20 protein-coding genes are annotated in these 20,066 nt (G+C 38.3%); 12 read left to right on the top strand and 8 right to left on the bottom strand.

Going from position 1 to position 20,066, the window contains the following annotated elements; translation table 11 throughout:
• Positions 1 to 849, top strand: a complete 849-nt coding sequence (locus IL355_RS07520) for a DUF4249 domain-containing protein (protein WP_192461564.1) — start codon at positions 1 to 3, stop codon at positions 847 to 849.
• A 17-nt stretch (positions 850 to 866) separates the two neighbouring features.
• Here the strand turns inward: IL355_RS07520 and IL355_RS07515 are convergent, their stop codons facing one another.
• Positions 867 to 1,673, bottom strand: a complete 807-nt coding sequence (locus IL355_RS07515; RefSeq protein ID WP_192461563.1) for a DUF1853 family protein — start codon at positions 1,671 to 1,673, stop codon at positions 867 to 869.
• Positions 1,674 to 1,808: 135 nt separating this feature from the next.
• On the opposite strand from IL355_RS07515, the gene IL355_RS07510 reads away from it, so the two are divergent.
• The 3 genes from IL355_RS07510 (at position 1,809) to IL355_RS07500 (ending at position 5,995) form a co-directional block, all read left to right on the top strand.
• Positions 1,809 to 3,206 (top strand): Gfo/Idh/MocA family protein, encoded by a 1,398-nt coding sequence (locus IL355_RS07510; protein WP_192461562.1) that lies wholly within the window; start codon positions 1,809 to 1,811, stop codon positions 3,204 to 3,206.
• A gap of 107 nt (positions 3,207 to 3,313) precedes the next feature.
• Positions 3,314 to 4,474: a vWA domain-containing protein gene (locus tag IL355_RS07505; RefSeq protein WP_192461561.1), complete on the top strand. Its 1,161-nt coding sequence runs from the start codon at positions 3,314 to 3,316 to the stop codon at positions 4,472 to 4,474.
• A 51-nt stretch (positions 4,475 to 4,525) separates the two neighbouring features.
• Positions 4,526 to 5,995, top strand: a complete 1,470-nt coding sequence (locus tag IL355_RS07500; RefSeq protein ID WP_192461560.1) for a magnesium chelatase — start codon at positions 4,526 to 4,528, stop codon at positions 5,993 to 5,995.
• 80 nt (positions 5,996 to 6,075) lie between these two features.
• Here the strand turns inward: IL355_RS07500 and IL355_RS07495 are convergent, their stop codons facing one another.
• Both IL355_RS07495 and IL355_RS07490 read right to left on the bottom strand, forming a co-directional pair.
• Positions 6,076 to 7,572: a sensor histidine kinase gene (locus IL355_RS07495; RefSeq protein WP_192461559.1), complete on the bottom strand. Its 1,497-nt coding sequence runs from the start codon at positions 7,570 to 7,572 to the stop codon at positions 6,076 to 6,078.
• Positions 7,569 to 8,267 carry a response regulator transcription factor gene (locus IL355_RS07490; RefSeq protein ID WP_192461558.1) on the bottom strand — a complete coding sequence of 233 codons (699 nt, stop codon included), beginning with the start codon at positions 8,265 to 8,267 and terminating at the stop codon, positions 7,569 to 7,571. The genes IL355_RS07495 and IL355_RS07490 overlap by 4 nt, the downstream gene beginning before the upstream one ends.
• A gap of 234 nt (positions 8,268 to 8,501) precedes the next feature.
• Between IL355_RS07490 and IL355_RS07485 the strand changes: the two genes are divergently transcribed.
• Positions 8,502 to 10,016, top strand: coding sequence for a spondin domain-containing protein (locus IL355_RS07485; protein WP_225621149.1), 1,515 nt, complete (start codon positions 8,502 to 8,504; stop codon positions 10,014 to 10,016).
• 83 nt (positions 10,017 to 10,099) lie between these two features.
• Here IL355_RS07485 and IL355_RS07480 read toward each other — a convergent pair whose 3' ends face one another.
• Positions 10,100 to 10,582, bottom strand: a complete 483-nt coding sequence (locus IL355_RS07480) for a hypothetical protein (RefSeq protein WP_192461557.1) — start codon at positions 10,580 to 10,582, stop codon at positions 10,100 to 10,102.
• Between the two features lie 180 nt (positions 10,583 to 10,762).
• The gene (locus tag IL355_RS07475; RefSeq protein WP_192461556.1) at positions 10,763 to 11,197 is read right to left on the bottom strand and encodes a hypothetical protein; all 435 of its coding nucleotides are present in this window, start codon (positions 11,195 to 11,197) and stop codon (positions 10,763 to 10,765) included.
• A 67-nt stretch (positions 11,198 to 11,264) separates the two neighbouring features.
• Here IL355_RS07475 and IL355_RS07470 point away from each other — a divergent pair, with 67 nt between their 5' ends.
• The 4 genes from IL355_RS07470 to IL355_RS07455 all read left to right on the top strand — a co-directional run bounded on the left by IL355_RS07470 (position 11,265) and on the right by IL355_RS07455 (position 14,699).
• Entirely contained in the window at positions 11,265 to 12,050 is a 786-nt protein-coding gene (locus IL355_RS07470; protein WP_192461555.1) for a tRNA pseudouridine synthase A, read from the top strand.
• 42 nt (positions 12,051 to 12,092) lie between these two features.
• Positions 12,093 to 13,196 carry a magnesium/cobalt transporter CorA gene (gene corA / locus IL355_RS07465; RefSeq protein WP_192461554.1) on the top strand — a complete coding sequence of 368 codons (1,104 nt, stop codon included), beginning with the start codon at positions 12,093 to 12,095 and terminating at the stop codon, positions 13,194 to 13,196.
• Positions 13,197 to 13,301: 105 nt separating this feature from the next.
• A complete protein-coding gene (locus tag IL355_RS07460) occupies positions 13,302 to 13,805 on the top strand; it encodes a hypothetical protein (protein ID WP_192461553.1) in 504 nt (167 codons plus the stop codon).
• Positions 13,806 to 13,901: 96 nt separating this feature from the next.
• Positions 13,902 to 14,699, top strand: a complete 798-nt coding sequence (locus IL355_RS07455) for an alpha/beta hydrolase (protein ID WP_192461552.1) — start codon at positions 13,902 to 13,904, stop codon at positions 14,697 to 14,699.
• A 9-nt stretch (positions 14,700 to 14,708) separates the two neighbouring features.
• Here the strand turns inward: IL355_RS07455 and cysM are convergent, their stop codons facing one another.
• Both cysM and epsC read right to left on the bottom strand, forming a co-directional pair.
• A complete protein-coding gene (gene cysM / locus IL355_RS07450; protein WP_192461551.1) occupies positions 14,709 to 15,593 on the bottom strand; it encodes a cysteine synthase CysM in 885 nt (294 codons plus the stop codon).
• Positions 15,583 to 16,377: a serine O-acetyltransferase EpsC gene (gene epsC / locus IL355_RS07445; RefSeq protein WP_192461550.1), complete on the bottom strand. Its 795-nt coding sequence runs from the start codon at positions 16,375 to 16,377 to the stop codon at positions 15,583 to 15,585. Before epsC ends, cysM begins: the two co-directional genes overlap by 11 nt.
• A 93-nt stretch (positions 16,378 to 16,470) precedes the next feature.
• Between epsC and IL355_RS07440 the strand changes: the two genes are divergently transcribed.
• Positions 16,471 to 17,151 (top strand): DUF2461 domain-containing protein, encoded by a 681-nt coding sequence (locus tag IL355_RS07440; RefSeq protein ID WP_192461549.1) that lies wholly within the window; start codon positions 16,471 to 16,473, stop codon positions 17,149 to 17,151.
• On the opposite strand, the gene IL355_RS07435 is transcribed toward IL355_RS07440, so the two are convergent.
• Positions 17,148 to 17,555 (bottom strand): glyoxalase, encoded by a 408-nt coding sequence (locus IL355_RS07435; RefSeq protein ID WP_192461548.1) that lies wholly within the window; start codon positions 17,553 to 17,555, stop codon positions 17,148 to 17,150. The genes IL355_RS07440 and IL355_RS07435 overlap by 4 nt on opposite strands.
• 219 nt (positions 17,556 to 17,774) lie before the next feature.
• Here IL355_RS07435 and IL355_RS07430 point away from each other — a divergent pair, with 219 nt between their 5' ends.
• Positions 17,775 to 19,130 (top strand): NAD-dependent succinate-semialdehyde dehydrogenase, encoded by a 1,356-nt coding sequence (locus tag IL355_RS07430; RefSeq protein ID WP_192461547.1) that lies wholly within the window; start codon positions 17,775 to 17,777, stop codon positions 19,128 to 19,130.
• 28 nt (positions 19,131 to 19,158) lie between these two features.
• On the top strand, positions 19,159 to 20,055 hold the full coding sequence (locus IL355_RS07425; protein ID WP_192461546.1) for a DUF72 domain-containing protein: 897 nt from the start codon (positions 19,159 to 19,161) through the stop codon (positions 20,053 to 20,055).
• Positions 20,056 to 20,066 lie beyond the last annotated feature (11 nt).

The following is a 20,066-nucleotide window of genomic DNA, read 5'->3' as shown; positions in this document are numbered from 1 at the left end:
ATGAAAAATATCAAATTTGTTATACTGCTTTATAGTTCCTTGATTCTTACAATATCTTGCGAGGATGTTATTGATGTTGATGTTCAAAATGCCAATACGAGGTTGGTTGTGGAAGCGTCATTGGACTGGGAAAAAGGCACCACTGGAAATACACAGACCATTCATCTTAGAACTTCCACTCCCTTTTTTGAAAGTGATTCCAATACCTCTGTAACAGGTGCCATTGTAAACGTTACAGATATGGACTCCGGCACCGAATTTTTATTTGTAGATGAGAACAATGGTAGTTACACGACCAACGAATTCGAGCCCATCCTAGGACACACCTATGAGCTAGAAATCGCTTATAACGGGGAAATTATTACAGCACAGGAAACCCTAAATGCAGTTCCGGATTTAAACATCATTGGGCAAAGTAGGGAGGATGGCTTTAATGAGGACGACCTAGAGGTAAATATGAAAATTCAAGATCCTGCTGGAGAAGGAAACAGCTATTTGTTTAAGTTTAGGAAACAAGGCGAATTACTGCCCTATTTTGAGGAATTTGATGATGAATTCGTTAATGGTAATGAAGTTGATTGGTATTTTGAAATTGGTGAAGATGAGGAAACTGAAAAAAAAGAAGCATTTCAACCTGGGGATACCGTGGAAATAAATTTTTATGCTATCTCTCCGGAATACCTATCCTATTTGCGAATTTTGATCAACCAAATTGGAGGTGTGGGTATATTTGATTCTATTCCCGTAGAGGTTAAAGGAAATTGTGTTAATGAAACCAATCCGGAGAACTATGCTTATGGATACTTTAGAGTAACCCAGGTGGTAAAAGCCAGTTATTCATTTGAGTAGTTGATTTTTTAGTTCATCTACCACCAAACTACAAACATTTTTGTAAAAGTTCCATTCTCCTTTTTCATCCATAGCATGGGGGAGTTTTCTTTTAATAATCTAATATTTATTTCCAAAAGACACTCGTAATGGGTCAACCAATCTACATTTTTGTGTGGCTCAATGACCCATTGCGATTTATAAGGAATATAGTACTGATGTTCATTAAATTCGGTAGTGTTAAATTCATCAAAAGGAATCCAAAATCCAGCAATACAAGATTTGTTCAAAGGCCGTATATGAACCTTTGGATTCCAATAGGGTACAAATAATTGTGCCTTAAAACAGCACTGATGCACTAACCCATCGCTTACAATTCCATTATTTTTTAGTACTGTGATGCCCTCAGGCTCATGTAACAATTGAAACTGTTGATTCTTAATCTTCTCCATTTTGGTAAAGAACATATCCCTTCTATTAGGACCCATCAATTGATGGATTGGTTCGCTAATAGATGGGTCTATGACATAGAATTTATAAGTGAGCTCTACATGAAGGAGCCTAGAATTTTGCAGGTCTTCTAAAATAAAATCAATTTCACCTATGGTTCGTTTTTCCCTTAAAACAGGAAGATTGTGTAGTCTAACCTTTAATATTTTAGAATAGTTAATCAATTGTAGAAAGACACTCTCCATTTGATGGCCCAACCTCATTTTGGTAGAAATTGGTTGGGTCTCCAAACCCTCAAAATCAATCTTCGGAAATTGGAATTGCGCCATTCCAAATTGTTCATGCACCCAAAGGGGAGGGGTATTGTAAAATCCGATAAATTGAGAATTGGGCATGAATAATGTGGTTTTTGGATTTTTAAAGTTGAAAGTTTCAAAATACAGGATGTAAAGTAAAAATCATCATAATTTCTCTATCTTGTACAACTACCAATAGATATAATACTTATTAATTAAACTAAACTACCAAAAATGAAATCGAACCGAAGAAATTTTATTAAAAAGACGAGTATGGTGGGAGCTGGAATAACCTTGTCTCCTGCTATTGCCAAAGCTAGTTTTTTTGGAACTGAGAGAGCCTTCAATGCCGAATACATGGGAGATTTTTCAGCACCTAAATTAGATACCGTACGTTTTGCATTCATTGGTGTTGGAGCCAGAGGTTCGGGCCACGCTAAACAAATTGCCGCTATTGAAGGAACTGAGATCGTTGCTATTTCCGACTTGTATGAGGATTTGGCAAAAAAATCTGCCGAGGCCTGCAAAGAGCAAGGTAAAGGGGAACGCCACAAGAAAATAAAGCTGTATACCGATGGCGAAAACGACTGGAAAAAAATGTTGGCTAAAGAAAAACCTGATGCGGTCATAATTGCCACTCCATGGAAACTTCACGCACCAATGGCTATAGAGACTATGAACGCGGGAGCGCACGCTTTCGTAGAAGTCCCATTAGCATTGACCATTGATGAAATGTGGCAACTGGTAGATGCTTCCGAGAAGACCAAAAAGCATTGCATGATGATGGAGAATGTGAATTATGGCAGGGAAGAACTTCTTTATTTAAATATGTGCAGGCAGGGTGTTTTAGGCGAGTTGCTACATGGCGAAGCTTCCTATATTCATGAATTAAGGGGGCAAATGAATCAAGTGGATAGAGGTACGGGATCTTGGCGAACCTACCATTATGCCAAAAGAGACGGAAATCTGTATCCTACCCATGGCCTAGGACCTGTAGCGCAGTATATGAACGTGGGCAGGGGAGACGATAATTTTAAGTTTATAAATTCTTTCTCCTCTCCTGCAAAGGGAAGACCCCTATATGCTAAAAAGAACTTTCAGGCAGACCACCAATGGAATCAATTGGATTACAAAGGAGGCGATATGAATACCTCTATTATCAAAACCACTTTAGGAAGAACCATTATGGTCCAGTGGGATGAAACTAGCCCTAGGCCTTACAGTCGTCATAATTTAATTCAGGGTACCAAAGGAACTTTAGCTGGCTTCCCAACAAGAGTGGCATTGGAAGGTGGTGTGGAAGGAGCCACTGAAAACCACCATCAATGGGCTCAGGGAGAACAGTTGGCAGAAATCTATGAAAAATATGAACACCCGCTCTATAAAAGATTAGGAGAGTTATCCGTAAAAATGGGAGGCCATGGCGGTATGGATTTTATGATGTTGTATCGTGTGGTTGAATGTCTTAGAAAAGGACTTCCTTTAGATCAGAACTTATACGAAGGTTGTTTTTGGAGTGCCGTTGCACCATTAAGCGAAGCTTCTGTGGCAACCAACGGCGCTCCTCAAGAGTTTCCGGATTTTACCAGGGGTAATTGGAAAAGTACCAAGGCCCTGGCTGTGGTGGATTAAAAACCTATTTTGGGAGTGAGCTTCTTGACAAAGTTTCTCACTCCCTATTACCGTTAACATTTCCTAAAAACAGCGGTATTCAAAGCTAAAAACACTAATTTTATGTAATGGCTATGAATACTAGAAACGGATTTCGCTTCACTCCCTATGAAGCACCCGAACAAACTCCATTTGAAAGACTTTTTGAAATTTTTCAAGAACTTATCACGCACACGTCCGGTGATTTTGATGAGGCTATCGATTGGTTACGGGAATTGGATAAAGAATATGAACTAACGGATGATGATTATACCATTGATGACTTTATTGAAGAGTTAAAGGCGAAAGGTTACATTAGAGAAGAGTTTGAAAATGGAGGCGATGAATCAGGAAATGGAAAAGAAGGTGAAGACAGAGATGGAAAAGGCCAAATTTCCATTACGGCAAAATTAGAACGTCTTATAAGACAAAGAGCCTTAGATCAAATTTTTGGTAAACTTAAACGACATGGTGCCGGTAACCACAAAACCGGTAAATCTGGGCAAGGAGATGAGCATACCGGAGACTTAAGGGAGTACCGTTATGGAGATGGTCTAGAAAATATTTCTATGACCGAAAGTCTTAAAAATGCCCAAGTCAATCATGGCATAGGTAGTTTCTCCCTAAGCGAAGACGACTTGGTGGTAGAAGATACCCAATACAAGGCCCAAATGAGCACGGTACTCATGATCGATATAAGCCATAGCATGATTTTATATGGCGAGGATCGTATCACACCTGCCAAAAAAGTGGCGATGGCCCTAGCGGAACTTATTACCACTAGATACCCCAAGGATACTTTGGACATTTTGGTTTTTGGTAATGACGCTTGGCCCATTACCATAAAGGAATTACCGTATTTAAAGGTAGGTCCGTACCATACCAATACGGTCGCAGGATTGCGTCTTGCAATGGATTTGCTTAGGCGTAAACGAAATACCAATAAGCAGATATTTATGATTACGGACGGTAAGCCTAGTTGTTTAAGGCTCCCAGATGGCAATTATTACAAAAACAGTGTAGGATTGGATGATTACATTGTTGAAAAATGCTATAATATGGCCAGACAGGCCAGAAAACTTCATATTCCCATTACCACCTTTATGATAGCTCAAGACCCCTACTTAATGAGGTTTGTACGTCATTTTACCGAAGCTAATAAAGGAAAAGCTTTTTTTACCGGATTAAAGAACTTGGGGGAAATGATTTTTGAGGATTATGAGACCAACAGAAGAAAAAGAATGAAATAATTGCGAAATTGGTAAGTAACTTATCAATTGTATCTAACTGAAAAAGAGAACATGAATAACGATTATTTAAAGATTAAAACACTTGGTGAGCTCAAGGCCACTGGGTACCAGACTAAAAGTATTAAGGATGAATTAAGGGATAACCTAAGGAATAATATAAAGGAAGGGAAAAATAGTTTTGAAGGCGTTTGGGGTTATGAAAACTCCGTAATCCCACAATTGGAAAGAGCCATTTTATCTCGTCATAATATCAATTTATTAGGTTTAAGAGGGCAGGCAAAGACCCGATTGGCGCGTTTAATGGTAAATCTATTGGATGAATGGGTTCCCGTTGTACTAGGTTCGGAAATAAACGATGATCCGCTTCAACCCATGTCCCGTTTTGCCATGGAACTCCTAAAGGAAAAAGGAGACGATACTCCTATTTCTTGGTTACACCGAGAGGAACGTTTTTCTGAAAAATTGGCTACTCCAGATGTAACGGTAGCAGATTTAATTGGAGATGTGGACCCCATAAAGGCGGCCAACCTTAAACTTAGCTATGCAGATGACCGGGTAATTCACTATGGAATGATTCCACGTGCCAATCGTTGTATATTTGTTATCAATGAATTGCCAGATTTACAGGCCAGAATACAAGTTTCACTTTTTAATATTTTAGAGGAAGGTGATATTCAAATTAGAGGGTTTAAACTTCGATTGCCTCTGGATATACAATTTGTATTTACCGCCAACCCGGAAGATTATACCAATAGGGGAAGCATAGTTACCCCTCTAAAAGACCGTATTGGTTCACAAATACTAACACATTATCCTGAAACCGTAGAAATTGCCAGAAAAATTACCGCTCAGGAGGCTAAATTAGATGAGAGACAATCAGGTGCCGTGTATGTACCGGAACTTGCCAAAGACCTGTTGGAACAAATAGGCTTTGAGGCAAGAAAAAGTGAGTATGTAGATGCGAAAAGCGGCGTGAGTGCACGAACTAGCATTACAGCGTATGAAAATCTCTTAAGCACTGCGGAAAGAAGGGCATTGACCACAGGAGCAGATAGTACCATTGTAAGGCTCAGTGATTTTCTGGGCGTCATACCTGCCATTACAGGAAAAATTGAATTGGTGTACGAAGGGGAACAAGAGGGAGCGGATTCCGTTGCAGAGATTTTAATAGACGATGCAGTAAAAAGTCTGTTTCCGGAGTATTTTCCTAAAATCAACAAACTTGAAAAGAAAGATGCGGTAACCCCTTATGATGAATTGGTATCATGGTTTTTTCAAGGAGAAGGTTTTGAACTTTTGGATGATTTTACGGATGAAGAATACAAAAGGGCCTTGGATGGTATTCCAGCGCTAAATCAATTAATAAAGGAGTATCAGCCAGATTTCCCAAAAGAGGATGTCTATTTCCTAAAGGAATTAGTGCTTTGGGGATTGGTTTCCCATAAAGAACTGAGCAAAAGTCGCTTTTCGGAAGGTTATCAGTTTAAGGATTTATACGGTAGCTTTATTAGCGGACTTTAAAATATTCTAAATTCTATTTAATAAAAAAAGCCCCAGCCATGTCTCTATGGTTGGGGTATTCTTTGTCATAACAATCGTTGTTACAATTGGTATGCAGGAAGGTTAAATATAAAGGAACTGCCTTCCTTAGGTTTACTCAATACAGTAATGGTAGTATCATGTAAATCCATTATTTTCTTCACAATGGCCAAGCCTAGTCCATGCCCCTGTTTTTTTGAATCGACACTTTTGTCCACTTGTTTGTGACGGTCAAAAATATAGGGCTGTTCATTAACAGGTATTCCTGTTCCGGTATCGGTAATATTGATTTCAACATTTTTTCCCTTTTTATGAAGGGCCAAGGTTACCTTTCCTTTTGGTTCCGTATATTTTATGGCATTTTCAATTAAATTTTGTAAAGCCCTTTCCACCAGACTAACATCGGCAAAAACCAAGCAATTTTCCTCTGGGTTGTCCAATTCCAATTCTATTTCCTTTTTTTGGGCAATAACCTTGAATTTTGCTATTAGATCATGCGAAAGTTCGGTAATGGAAAATGGCTCCTTTACGGGTACTACCTGTTCTGCCTCTAACTTGGAATATTCAAAAAGCTGATTGATCAAGTTGGAAAGCTTATCCACATTGTCATGCGTAATTTGTAGATATTCGTCCTTTTCTTCTTCCGTTAACGAATCTCGCTTTATCTGTAATGTTTCAATATATCCCTTAAGAACGGCCAAAGGCGTTCTAAGGTCATGGGAAACATTGGCTATAAGTTCCCGTCTTAATTGGTCTACGGACTGCATTTTGTCCATATTACTTACAATGCTATCCGCCATTTCATTAAAGGACTTGGCAAAAACCTCAATATCCGATTTTTCTGGCTGGGCAATTCTAGCCTTAAGATCACCATCGTGGAATTTTCTAACCGTATGTGTGATAAGACGCAGGTTTTTTGTAATGAACCAAATTGCCAATAGACCTATTATTACAGAAAACAACATGGTCAACAGAGTCGCGCCCACGCCAAGTCTGGTAAAATACTGACTCATTAAATTATCGCTTACCTCCTGAAACTTTTTTCCTGCAAGGACGATATAGATGTATCCTTCATGACCGTCAACGTTGTAGGGTGCCGCAGAAAAAATCTTCTTCTCTCCAGGGTTTCTAGGATCATCGCCCAAAATAAATCGTTTACCCCCATCGGCAATAAAAGATTCAATAGGTATTAAATCCACATTTTTGGCGGCATCCTTATCTTCGGGGTCCAAAACAACCGAGTACAGTATCTCTCCAGATTTACCCAGTAAGTACACCTCAATACTTTGGTTAACCGCCATCATATCGTGCATTAAGTCGCCAAAAAGCGCCTTGTTAACACTACCGTCTTCCATAAATGGGGAGGCGCCACTAAATTTTTCCGCAATGACATGGTTTGCAACCTCGGCATTAAGCCTTTGAGTAGTTTCTTGACTATGCTTGTTTGCAAAGTAACCGGTGATAAATATGTAGGATGCCCCCATAAGTAGTACCAAACCAATAAAGGCCAGCCACAATTTTTTTACCAGTTTTGGGGTTAACGTCTTTTCACTTTTCATAGAACAATATCTTCATTAAACTTATAACCTACGCCCCAAGTGGTAAGTATATAGGAAGGGTTGGCCATATCCGACTCTATTTTGGCCCTAAGCCTATTGATGTGTGAATTGACCGTATGCTCATAGCCGTCAAAATTATAGCCCCAAATAATGTTCAGTAGTTCCGTTCTACTATAATTTCTACCTGGGTTGGATGCCATAAGTACCAAAAGTTCAAACTCTTTTGGGGAAAGTTCCACCTTATTCCCTTGAAGTAAAACCTTTCTTTTATCGATATTGATCTGCAGCCCTTCAAATTCAATAGTAGAAGATTCCTCCGCTACAGGTTGCTTGCTGTTCGTACGTCTCAAAACAGCTTTAATTCTCGCCAAAAGTTCTCTAATGCTAAAGGGTTTGGTTATATAATCATCCGCTCCAATCTCGAGTCCTAAAACACGGTCAATTTCTTCAGATTTTGCGGTAAGCATAATAACTGGGGTCTGTTTATGTTCCCTTAACCTTTTACATACTTCCACACCGTCCATAGAGGGAAGGGTTAAATCCAAAAGGACCAGGTCATATTCCTTTTCCAAAGCCATTTCTAATCCTTGTTTTCCATCCATAGCCTTGGAGGTGGAATAAATCAAGTCTGTAAGGTGAATTTCCAAAAGTTTGATGATTTCTAGATCATCTTCTATTATCAGTATATCTTTCATAATATATTACATACGAATGACGCTAAAAAGTATCACACAATTATCACAAGGCCGATTATATCCTAAATCATGAGAGCTGCAAGGCTATAAATAATCATCTGGATATAGGTTTGGTCGTATTTTTAGTTAAAAACTCACAGAATTATTACATAATTAATAAGAAAGTTTAAGTTTTTGTGATTTTGTCATGATGTGGCTGTAGTTAGTTTGCTATGAATCTAAAACAGCATTATTATGAAAACAAAAAAACTACTATTATTGATGGCCGGCGTTTTTCTGCTCGCTTTTGCTTCCTGCGAAGAGGACAATGAAATACCTGTAGTGGAAAATACCAATGAATCCAGTAATCCTACTACCGAACCCGAAGCTTCTGAAGAAGGCGAGGAGGAAGTGGAAGAGGAGATGGCTGCCATGGCAGACTTTACCGTAACTGTAGAAAACGTAGTTACTCCAAAACCCATTTTTGAAAGCGGCGTTTTTGCGGTTCCCGTAGGTAAAAGTGGGCCGGCTCCTTTATTTCCGGGAGATGCCTATGAATTTGAAGTCAATGCTGGGCAACATGTTCTTCCTGGAGATGGTGGCACAAGGTTATCATTTGTAACCATGTTTGTACAATCAAACGATTTGTTTTTTGCACCTAACGAAGAAGGTATTGCTTTGTATGAAGAAAATGGAGCTCCAATCTATGGTGATGGACCGGTAGATGTTACCGACCAAGTGTTGTTGTGGGATGCAGGTACGGAGGTAAACGAACAGACGGGCGGCCCCAACCAAAAACCACAACAAGCCCCTGATGCCATGGATCAAGGAGAAGATGAAAATGGCGTGGTAACGGAGGTTAAAGACAATAGCTGTGCTTTTGGAAACGAATTGCCAACCGTGGCAGAAGTTATTAAAGTGACTATAGAATTGGTTGCGCCTGCCAGGTTCAAGGTGAAAATCAAAAATGTTTCCACCGCCACTACCATTTCAGTTCCAGCACAAGGGGGAGATGCTAGGGCCGCTGTGCCCATCTCTCCAGGAGTTTATGCTGTTCACACGGCACCGGCGCCATTTTTTGTGGAGGGAGAAACTGCCACAGGTGCAGGATTGATCGCTAGTGAAACGGGAGTAGAGGACGTGGCCGAAGACGGATTTTTGGATGCCCTTTATATGGATACCAAGGCGGCAACGGGTCTAATTGTTCCTTTGTCTCCAGGAGCTTGGGCCGTACATATGGAAGGAACTATGCCTTTGTTCGAAAAAAACATGCCAGATTTTGGTGAAGGTTTAGAAGGTCTTGCAGAAGATGGTAATGTGGCTATGTTAGGTGAGTCGCTTATGAACAAAGAGGGAATTATGGAGTCGGGAATTTTTAATACCCCAGTTGGAGCTTCCGCACCAGGACCCATTGGACCAGGAGGTAAATACCAGTTTTCCTTTACGGCCGAGGAAGGCTACCAATTATCTTTAGCTACTATGTTTGTACAAAGTAATGATTGGTTTTACAGTTTTAAACCTGAAGGATTGCCATTGTTTAAAGATGGTGAAGCCATGATGGGCGATGTTACGGAATACGTTTATCTCTTTGATGCAGGAACAGAAATTGATGAGTACCCTGGAGCCGGTATTGCCCAAGTGATACGACAAGGGGAGATGGATGCAGGGGAGATAGACTCCAATTCAAATGTAAGAGTAGTGACCGGTGAGGAATTTGATAACATTCCGGCCAACTCCTATGTCCTAAAAGTTTCCATAGAAGCCAATTAAAAATGCTTTAAGGAAGAATTGCTATGAAAAATAAAGAGCCCTAATATTGGTTAGGGCTCTTTAGTATTATTTTGAGAATAGGTTTATTCCCAAGAATCTATATGTTGATTTTCTTCGTCCATATTATAGTGTCCTACCAAGGTTTTCCTAAAATGAATGGCCATAAAACCAAGTGCTACCAATGATATTTGCAAAATAAACAGTAAAATTCCAACGGGCCAGAACGTATTTGGAATTACATGGGACGCAAAATCAAACGAAGATAATAAGGTGGTCAAAGTTTGGAAAGCATAGAACAGGTATAAGAGTATAACCGCATATAGCAAATACTCGGTTATTTTCATTTGTGGATCGGTATGTTCATATTCCTTTATCTTAAACCAGAGTACATATAAAAACAATAAGTGTATTAGACTAAAAAATGGAAATGCAAAATTTTCCCAATTTAAAACAGGAAAACTATTGGTGTACAATCCGTAAAAATTTAAGATGGATAAAACTATTATGAGAACAATAGTTGTATAAATAGTCCTTTTCCAAGGCAGTAGGGTTTCTAAAATCTTCATACCAAATGCAATTATCAAGAATGAACTAAAAACAAGTTCAACGCATCTTGAAAATGGTTTATTTAAAATATTCGATAAACCGCATTTTAAATCAGCCATGCCAACCTATTGTGCGGGGGAACTTAAAAGTTCATGGTGAAAGTAAATATTTTATTGACAACTACTTATAAATTTCGATGATTAGCTAAGAATCCCTTTTTCATGTAATTTTTTTGAATAGAGAACCAATAGAATGCTTATAATAATAATGATTACGGGAAAAATCATGGCGCTTTTACCAAATACCTCAAAGGTATTACTTAGAAAAAATTGGTAAACGTTTTGGACTATGACACCCAAAAATGAAATTATAAATAAAGTTTTTGCCCATTTTTTTCTAAGCAATAGTACTATACTTCCCACAAGACCTGCCCAAACGGCTATGGCAAATGCTCCCGTTACCCAAGCTGGTCTAATTGCATATAATTTTTGTTGATCTTCAGGTAATTGAGCCAAATCATCTAAACTCATAAAGGCGTCTGCCAAATAGGAAAGAACACCTACAAGATTCCATAATAGGGCTAATACGGCAATGACCCAAAACACCGTGCTTGGTTTTTTAACAGCGTTATCCATAATTATAAATGATTGGTTGTCTTTACAAAGTACAAAAAAATGCCTAGTTTGCCCTATTTTAATTTGGATGCAAAAGCAACGCTATTATTACTTGATACAGTTACAATACCTTGGTTTTAGGTACAGCGGATGGCAACATCAGCCAAGGCAAAAAACCATTGAATCCATGTTGCAAAAAACCTTGAAATTTATTCTTCCGAGAAGAAGTGCCAAAGTTTTGGGTGCCGGTAGAACTGATGCCAAGGTTTCGGCCTTGGATATGAAATTCGAGCTATTTTTGGAAGATGAGCCTCTTGAGGATTTATTTGGATTTCAAGAGCTGTTCAATAAAAATCTTCCGCCAGATATTAGAATATTAAATATTAGAAAAACCAATTCCCAATTCAATATTATACAAGATGCCAAAGAGAAAGAGTATCTCTATTTATTTTCCTTTGGTGAAAAAAACCATCCTTTTTGTGCTCCTTTTCTAGCAAATATCATTGATGACCTAGATATTGAACTGATGATCAAAGCTGCCAGATTGTTTGAAGGAACCCATGATTTTTTAGCGTATACCGCTAGATTGCGGGAAGGTACCCGTACCCTCAGAACAATTACGCATTGTTCGCTCTCTGAAAACACCCTTTTAAAAGCCAATTTTTTTCCTAAAAAAAGCTATGTGTTTGCAGTAAGGGGAAATGGGTTTATGAGGTACCAAATTAGAATGATGATGGGAGCTCTAATACAATTGGGTAGGGGAGAACTTACCTTTGCCGATATTGAAAACTCCCTTTTACCTAATTCCAACATTGAACTTAACTTTGTGGCTCCTGGCTCAGGGCTCCTTTTAAATAGGCTTGACTTTAATTAAGATAATTGCCAACTGGTTATCTTTATAAAAACGAAACTACAAATGGCAAAACCCAGAAAAAGAAGATTACTCTCCAAATTAAAGCCCCGCAAACAATCAAAGTTTGAGCGTAAAATGGGAAAGGCTCCCGGTACCATTACCTATATGGGTAAAAGGGAAGACTCTGAGAGTGTCGTCAATATTATGGAATATAACCAGGATGAACTCAATACGAGTAACCCTAGTGATATCAATAGCATAGTGGCCCATAGAGATCCTCCATTAACTTCTTGGGTAGATATTATAGGTTTAGCAGATGAAAACTTCATAGAATTGGTGGGTAAGAGGTTTGGGTTGAATTCCTTGGTAATGGAAGATATTGTTGATACAACCCAACGCCCAAAAATTGATGAGTATGATGATTACTTATTCGGTGTCTTTAAGATGTTATACATTGATGAGGAAACCAGTGAAATTGTATATGAGCACGTTGCTTTGGTATTGCTAGAAAATTGTGTGTTGGTTTTTCAAGAATTAGAGGACGATGTTTTTTCGGGGGTTCGTAATCGGGTCAAAAACCAGTCCGGCAGAATACGTACTCGTGGTGCAGATTATCTATTTTTCGCTTTGCTTGATGCCATTGTGGATAACTATTTTGTGGTTCTTGAATACTTAAACCACCGAATAGAAACCCTTGACGAACTCGTTTACCAAAACCCTACCCAAGAAATTGTTCAGGACATTCAAGATCTAAAAAAACAGGTCTTAAAAGTTAGAAGGTGGATTTCTCCTGTGCGAGAATTGGTAGGTAGGTTGATAGATTCAGAAAATCCGTTGATTACAAAAGATACTAAGGTATTTTTAAGGGATATTCTAGACCACTCCCTAGAAATCAATGAAAGCTTGCAGATTTACAGGGAGATGTCCATGAGTTTGATGGAAATGTACATGAGCAACATGAGTAACAAGATGAACGAGGTCATGAAAGTGTTGACCATTATGGCCTCTATTTTTATTCCCCTCACCTTTATTGCGGGTATTTACGGAATGAATTTTGACCATATGCCAGAGCTTCATTGGGAACATGGTTATCTCATGGTATGGATCATTATGATTGTTCTTTTTATTGGGATGATGGTCTATTTTAAACGTAAGAATTGGCTGTAAACCTGTATGATACCCTCTTTTTTGCTTCCTTATTTTTTTCTATTGAACAAAACCTAAGTGTACTTCAACCGTAATTTTGTATTTATAATTTTAAAAATTATAGAAATGAAAAAAGCAAAACTACTATTGTTCTCCTTATTGTTATTAACCTCAGGAATGGTTTTGGCACAAGGAACGGACAGGGAAATATCTGAAGAAACTACGGAGAAAAAATATGAAATGTACGAAGATGGGCAATTGGTAAAAAAATCAGTTAAGATTCATACGGTGGTAAAACAGGACATTAAATTTGCCGAAGAGGATGAAGATAAAATAGATGCCAGAAGGATCATCACTCCTAAAAAAATAATGAAAACCGTTAGTATTGATAACGATGCGGACGAGGAGTACGATGAAATGATTAAATTTAGTTATATCTCCGGTGCCAATAAAGATTTTCTTTTTGGAACTAATGATGACGAGATTTTTAAGGCTTTGGAAAACAGTAGATATTTGAAATTGGACAACAATGAAAATATGTCCGATGAGAACCTAAATTCTTTAATTGTCATTACGGATGATGACGGACAGGTGGTAGAATTGGTTCTAGAAAAGCACAATGAAATGTAATTTATATAAATCTTGTAGCAGAGAAGCGCTTTAGGGCGCTTCTTTTTTTACGGATTAGTAATAATCCATAAATTCAACTTCAATTAAATTTCGGACATGAAAAAACTGAAAAGGTGGGCAATTGTTCTATCTATCCTATACATTTCGGTAACAATTTTTGCCTATTTTTTTCAGGAGAGGCTTATTTTCTTTCCATCAAAAATGCCTAAAAACCATGTGTATGATTTCTGCCAGCCATACGAGGAGTTTAATCTAGAAGCAGAAGACGGTGCCGTACTAAATGCCGTCCACATTAAACAGGATGTACCCAAGGGCGTAATACTCTACTTTCACGGTAATTCCGGAAATATCTCCCATTTGATCCATGTAGCCAATATGTTTAGTAGAAAAGGATATGAGAGCATATTGGTAGATTATAGAACCTATGGCAAGAGCACGGGTGAGCTAAGCGAAAATGCGCTTTATAGCGATGCTCAACTATTTTATGATTATGCAAAAGAACTGTACAATGAAGACCAGATAATTGTATATGGAAGGTCTTTTGGAACAGGTATTGCAAGTTATTTAGCCTCAGAAAACACACCTAATAAAATAGTTTTAGAGTCGCCCTTTTACAGCGCCGTCAATTTAGGAAAACACCGCTTTCCATTTCTTGCTATCAATTGGTTATCGAATTTTAGATTCCCCTCCAACGAATATTTAAAAAATGTATCTTGTGAAATCCATATATTTCACGGTACGGAAGATGTTGTAATACCGTTTGAATCTGCAAAAAGACTATTCGAATCCATAGAGGGAAAAAACAAACATCTGTATGCTGTTGAAAATGCCGGCCACAATTATCTTCAGGATTTTCAAACCTTTAAGGACGGCATGCAAAAGGCATTGGATTGATTACTGAATTTAATCAAATAAATCTGACGAAAGGTAACGGTCTCCTCGATCGCAAACAATGGATACAATAATACCCTCCTCTAAAGTACTAGCTAATCGCAATGCGGCAGTTGCGGCACCTCCACTACTCATTCCTGAAAAAATACCCTCTTCTTTGGCTAGACGAATAGCCATTTGTTTCGCTTCTTCTTGGCTAACTTCTAAAGTTTGGTCTACTTTTTTAGAATTGAATATTTTGGGTAGGTATTCTTTAGGCCACTTTCTAATACCCGGAATGCTGGATTCATCAGTAGGTTGCACCCCAACAATTTGAACGTTTTCATTTTGTTCCTTCAGGTAAGTAGATGTGCCCATAATGGTTCCCGTCGTTCCCATTGCAGAAACAAAATGAGTAATTTCGCCTTGGGTATCCCTCCATATTTCTGGGCCGGTGGTTTTATAATGGGCTTTCCAATTGTCATCATTCGCGAACTGGTTAATCATAAAAAAACCATCGTTTTTTACTTTGGCTTCGGCATAATCACGCGCTCCTTCAATTCCCACATCAGAAGGAGTTAAGATTACCTTGGCTCCATAAGCCCTCATGGTCTGTACGCGTTCTTTGGTGGCATTTTCGGGCATCACCAGTTCTATGTCCAAACCGTAAATTCCGGCTATCATCGCCAACGCAATTCCGGTATTGCCACTGGTGGCTTCAATGAGTTTTGTGTTTGGGTCAAAATCGCCCCTTTCCAAGGCACTTTTAATCATATTATAAGCCGCTCGGTCTTTTACACTACCGCCTGGATTATGGCCTTCAAGCTTAAAATATAATTCAACTTTTGGATTTGTATTCAGTACTCTGGATTTCACCAATGGCGTATTGCCAATTAAATCGAGTATATTATGAGACATTAGGTGCTGTTTTTATTTTAATTTCCGGGGTATGGAAAACAGTTGAATTTGGTGGTACCGAAGCTGTTAACCATGCATTACCGCCTATCACGGAATTCTCCCCAATAACTGTTTCACCACCTAAAATAGTGGCATTGGCATAAATGGTTACGTTATCCTCTATAGTTGGATGTCTTTTGGTCTGCTGCAAGTGCTTTGCCACATAAAGTCCTCCTAGGGTTACCCCTTGATAGATTTTTACGTGATTCTTAATAATGGCAGTTTCACCAATAACAACACCTGTACCATGGTCTATATGAAAAGAATCGCCAATTTGTGCCCCTGGATTGATATCAACACCGGTCTGCCTGTGGGCATACTCCGTCATTAGTCTGGGAACCAATGGAAAACCCTCTAAATAAAGCTCATGCGCCAATCTATAAATAGCAATGGCATAGAAGCCTGGGTAAGCCATATATACTTCTTCAATGGAAAGAGAAGCTGGGTCACAATTAACAGTGGCTTCGGCATCCAGATTCAAACGTTCCAAAATTTTAGGAAGCTTTGAAACGTAATTGTACCATACTGCCTTGCATGATTTATCAACATCCCAACATGCTAAATCTACCAGCCCATCAAACTGTTCTTCCAATTGGCTCAAATTGCCTTCCACTTCGGTATCGATATCAAATAGAGTATAGAAAAGCAAGTTGGTAAAAACCTCTGTTTTTTCTTTTAGCGCATACCTTAAATTGGGTTGTTTTTTGTGTTTTTTTATTTGGTCGATGATTGATATCCTGTCCATAAGAATCTACTAGGTCTCAAAAATAGGCAATAATCAGTAAGCCGATTTCTGAAATAAGGTTAACTTTAGCATAAATAACAACCTTTTGGTCGTATGTTACAACCCGCAATTACAAAGGAAACACTACAGTTTCTAAATCTTCTTAAAGAAAACAATAACCGAGAGTGGTTCACAGAAAATAAAAAAGAATTTAAAGCACACGAGAAACAAGTAAAGGAGTTTTTCTTATCCGTTCAGGAATTGCTTCAAAATCATGACGATATAGAAAAGATGAAGATGTTTCGAATTTATAGGGATGTGCGTTTCTCCAAAGACAAAACTCCCTACAAGGCCCATTTTGCCGGTTCCTTTTCTAGGCTAGGGGCACATTTGAGAGGAGGTTATTATATACAGATCAAACCGGGAGAGTCTTTCATTGCCACGGGTTTCTGGGCTCCAAATAAAGAAGATTTATTAAGAATACGTAAAGAGTTTGAACAGGATGCCTCTGAGATGCGCGATATATTGGCCCATCCCAATTTCAAAAAAATTTGGGGTAACTTAGAAGGAGAATCGGTAAAAACGGCTCCTAAGGGTTTTGATAAAAATCATGAGAATATTGATTTGATCAAGTACAAACAATTTGTTTTTACCAGAAAATTCTCGGACAAAGAAGTACTTTCTACTAATTTTATTAAGCAAGTAGATGAATCTTTTAAGGCTATTAGACCTTATTTCAATTATATGAGCGATGTGCTTACCACCAATCTTAACGGTGAAAGCTTATTGAACTAAACCAAGGCTAACTCTTCAAAAACCTGTATTTGGTCTTTGAGTCGGTTAATGACCATATTCATCATACGCTTGTTCAGGGCGGAGGAATTTTGGATGTAGGTTTCGTACTCTAGGGTCGTAAATTGCCCTATAACCATTCCCTTTAAAGAGTTTCTAAATTTAATATCCTTTTGAATAGCGTTTTCAACATATTGCAATCGCCTGTCCAAGGTAAGCTCATGAAAGGCGTTTTTATGCTTTTTGATGTAGTTCTTGAACGCCGCTATGAACAAGTCGTTCTGTAACTTAATAATGGGCCTCAAGGTTCCATTTTGAAATTGCTCATCTGCACTCATTCCATCATGTACAAGGGCGGAAGGTATTTCTGGGCGAATGCGCAGTAGACTCTGTGTTCGATCGCTCATTTTACATGTTTTTATAAAGGTAGGGATTAAGTAGGTGGTTCCTTAAATGGGCCTTATTACTTTTTAACCAGTTTATGAACATTATAGGTCCATTAGCATGGTAGAATGACCAAACTTGAATACTATCACTTTAAATATGAGTGGTATCGGATTTATTTACAAGAACCTTTTCTCTTATGAGAAACACATTCTTAATTTTACGCTATATCAAAAGCAATTATGAAAGAGTCCATAAACCCATATACCGGTGAAAAAATATTTGAATTTCAAGAATTAACAAGTAGTGAATTGGATGAAAAAGTTCAGGAAGCCAACGACTCCTTTTTTGCTTGGAAAAAAACTACATTTCAGGAACGCAGTAAGCTCTTAAAGGCTGCGGCAAAGGAGTTACGGGAACATACGGATGAATATGCGAAGGTTATCTCCCAAGAAATGGGAAAACCAATCGCGCAGAGTAGGGCCGAGGTTGATAAATGTGCATGGGTATGTGAATATTATGCGGAAAATGGTGAAAGCCAATTAGCATCCAAAACTATTGAGACAGATGCGGATACAAGTTATGTAAGCTATGAGCCTCTTGGGGTTATTCTGGCCGTAATGCCTTGGAATTACCCGTTTTGGCAGGTGTTCAGGTTTGCTGCTCCCAATATTATGGCCGGGAATGTTGGGGTACTCAAGCACGCCAGTAACGTCATGAAATCTGCTCAATTGATCGAGCAGGTTTTCCTTAGGGCCGGTTTTCCTAAAGGATGTTTTCAAAATTTGATAATCGGAAGTGACAAAATAGAGGAATTGCTAAAAAATCCAGTTATTAAAGCGGCAACTTTAACCGGCAGTAAACCCGCTGGGTCTTCGGTTGCTTCCATTGCTGGGCAAGAAATAAAAAAAACAGTATTGGAACTTGGGGGTAACAATGCCTTGATTGTATTTGAAGATGCAGACTTGGATGCTACTGTGGAGATTTGCGTTAAGGCCAGATATCAAAACACCGGTCAAAGCTGTATTGCCGGTAAACGATTATTGGTTCATGAATCCATTGCGGATGCCTTTATTAAAAAATTCCTAAACCAGGTAAAATCTTTAAATAGTGGTGACCCCATGAAGGAGGACACCTTTATTGGCCCTATGGCACGAGTAGATTTAGCCAAGGAACTGGAAAAACAATTGCAGGATTCCGTGAAAATGGGGGCTAAAATTCTAATAGGAGGAAAAAGGGACCAAGCTTATTTTGAGCCCACCGTAGTCACTGATATTTCTTATGATATGCCGGTTTTTAAGGAGGAGACTTTTGGCCCGGTCATTGGCATTGTTACGTTTAAAAATGATGCCGAAGCAGTGGAAATCTCCAATAATTCTGAATTTGGCTTGGGAGTTAGTCTTTTTACTTCCAACAAGGAACGGGTAAATAAACTTGCTCCTCTTTTCAATGAAGGAGCTGTATTTGTAAATGAGTTGGTAAAAAGTGACCCTAGATTACCTTTTGGTGGGGTTAAAATTTCTGGGTACGGAAGGGAACTTTCCGAAGATGGTATTAAAGAGTTTGTAAACGAAAAGACGGTTTATATCAAATTATAGCCAAACTTTAAATTAAAAATACAAGCGAATGAAGTTTGGTAAAGTAGACCGCCCAGACCTTATTGATTTTAGTTTACCAGAAGATCACCTGGATACCTCGGTAATATTGAAAGAAACCAATACCCCGGAACCTGTAGAAATATATGTGGGATGTGCCAAATGGAATAGACAGGATTTAAAGAATTTTTATCCCAGAGGTACTAAAGATGAACTTTCATATTACGCTTCCCAGTTTAATTCCATAGAATTAAATGCCACCTTTTACAGGATTTTTCCAAAAGAACAATACATAAAATGGTATGAAAGAACTCCTGATAATTTCAAATTCTTTCCTAAAGTAACTAATGAAATAAGTCACCTAAGACGCTTAAACGATGCAATTTACCCAATTATAGACCGTTATTTAGAGGCAACCAGCAATCTTAAAGATAAGCTTGGCACCATGTTTCTTCAGATGCATACCAACTTTGGTCCAAAAAATTGGGACCGGGTAGTTCGCTTTATTGAATTTTGGCCAAAGGAATTTCCGTTATCCATGGAATTTAGGCATACAGATTGGTTCAATGATACGAAAGTAGCAGACGAACTGTATTATCTATTGAAAGAAAATGATATTGCCAATACGCTGGTTGATACCGCAGGTAGAAGAGATATTCTACACATGAGACTTTCCAATAACGAGGGCTTTATTAGGTATGTTGGAGCCAACCACGAAAGTGATTATGAACGATTGGATGATTGGGTTAACCGACTGTTTAATTGGAAGGAAATGGGATTAAGAAAGATTCATTTTTTTGTACATCAAAATATGGAATTGGAATCTCCACTAATTTCTGCTTCCTTTATTGAGAAGTTGAACAAAAAGTTTGGTACAGATTTACATATTCCAAAAACCCTTCTTAAAACAAATAAAACGTTATTTTAAAGACGTTATGT

Source organism: Euzebyella saccharophila (assembly GCF_014855495.1).
GTDB classification, from domain to species: Bacteria; Bacteroidota; Bacteroidia; order Flavobacteriales; family Flavobacteriaceae; genus Euzebyella; species Euzebyella saccharophila.
The sequence above is the reverse complement of the archived record's forward strand: the minus strand, read 5'-3'. Positions and strand labels throughout refer to the sequence as shown.

What these genes read in the sequence shown, in the direction of transcription:
- IL355_RS07510 (WP_192461562.1), top strand. Translation starts at nt 1,809, where the DNA reads ATGAAATCGAACCGAAGAAATTTTATTAAAAAGACGAGTATGGTGGGA.
- IL355_RS07460 (WP_192461553.1), top strand. Translation starts at nt 13,302, where the DNA reads ATGAAAAAAGCAAAACTACTATTGTTCTCCTTATTGTTATTAACCTCA.
- IL355_RS07455 (WP_192461552.1), top strand. Translation starts at nt 13,902, where the DNA reads ATGAAAAAACTGAAAAGGTGGGCAATTGTTCTATCTATCCTATACATT.
- IL355_RS07470 (WP_192461555.1), top strand. Translation starts at nt 11,265, where the DNA reads ATGCAAAAGCAACGCTATTATTACTTGATACAGTTACAATACCTTGGT.
- IL355_RS07435 (WP_192461548.1), bottom strand. Translation starts at nt 17,555, where the DNA reads ATGAGCGATCGAACACAGAGTCTACTGCGCATTCGCCCAGAAATACCT.
- IL355_RS07485 (WP_225621149.1), top strand. Translation starts at nt 8,502, where the DNA reads ATGAAAACAAAAAAACTACTATTATTGATGGCCGGCGTTTTTCTGCTC.
- IL355_RS07520 (WP_192461564.1), top strand. Translation starts at nt 1, where the DNA reads ATGAAAAATATCAAATTTGTTATACTGCTTTATAGTTCCTTGATTCTT.
- IL355_RS07495 (WP_192461559.1), bottom strand. Translation starts at nt 7,572, where the DNA reads ATGAAAAGTGAAAAGACGTTAACCCCAAAACTGGTAAAAAAATTGTGG.
- IL355_RS07515 (WP_192461563.1), bottom strand. Translation starts at nt 1,673, where the DNA reads ATGCCCAATTCTCAATTTATCGGATTTTACAATACCCCTCCCCTTTGG.
- corA (WP_192461554.1), top strand. Translation starts at nt 12,093, where the DNA reads ATGGCAAAACCCAGAAAAAGAAGATTACTCTCCAAATTAAAGCCCCGC.
- IL355_RS07505 (WP_192461561.1), top strand. Translation starts at nt 3,314, where the DNA reads ATGGCTATGAATACTAGAAACGGATTTCGCTTCACTCCCTATGAAGCA.
- IL355_RS07500 (WP_192461560.1), top strand. Translation starts at nt 4,526, where the DNA reads ATGAATAACGATTATTTAAAGATTAAAACACTTGGTGAGCTCAAGGCC.
- IL355_RS07430 (WP_192461547.1), top strand. Translation starts at nt 17,775, where the DNA reads ATGAAAGAGTCCATAAACCCATATACCGGTGAAAAAATATTTGAATTT.
- IL355_RS07490 (WP_192461558.1), bottom strand. Translation starts at nt 8,267, where the DNA reads ATGAAAGATATACTGATAATAGAAGATGATCTAGAAATCATCAAACTT.
- IL355_RS07480 (WP_192461557.1), bottom strand. Translation starts at nt 10,582, where the DNA reads ATGAAGATTTTAGAAACCCTACTGCCTTGGAAAAGGACTATTTATACA.
- IL355_RS07440 (WP_192461549.1), top strand. Translation starts at nt 16,471, where the DNA reads ATGTTACAACCCGCAATTACAAAGGAAACACTACAGTTTCTAAATCTT.
- IL355_RS07425 (WP_192461546.1), top strand. Translation starts at nt 19,159, where the DNA reads ATGAAGTTTGGTAAAGTAGACCGCCCAGACCTTATTGATTTTAGTTTA.
- cysM (WP_192461551.1), bottom strand. Translation starts at nt 15,593, where the DNA reads ATGTCTCATAATATACTCGATTTAATTGGCAATACGCCATTGGTGAAA.
- IL355_RS07475 (WP_192461556.1), bottom strand. Translation starts at nt 11,197, where the DNA reads ATGGATAACGCTGTTAAAAAACCAAGCACGGTGTTTTGGGTCATTGCC.
- epsC (WP_192461550.1), bottom strand. Translation starts at nt 16,377, where the DNA reads ATGGACAGGATATCAATCATCGACCAAATAAAAAAACACAAAAAACAA.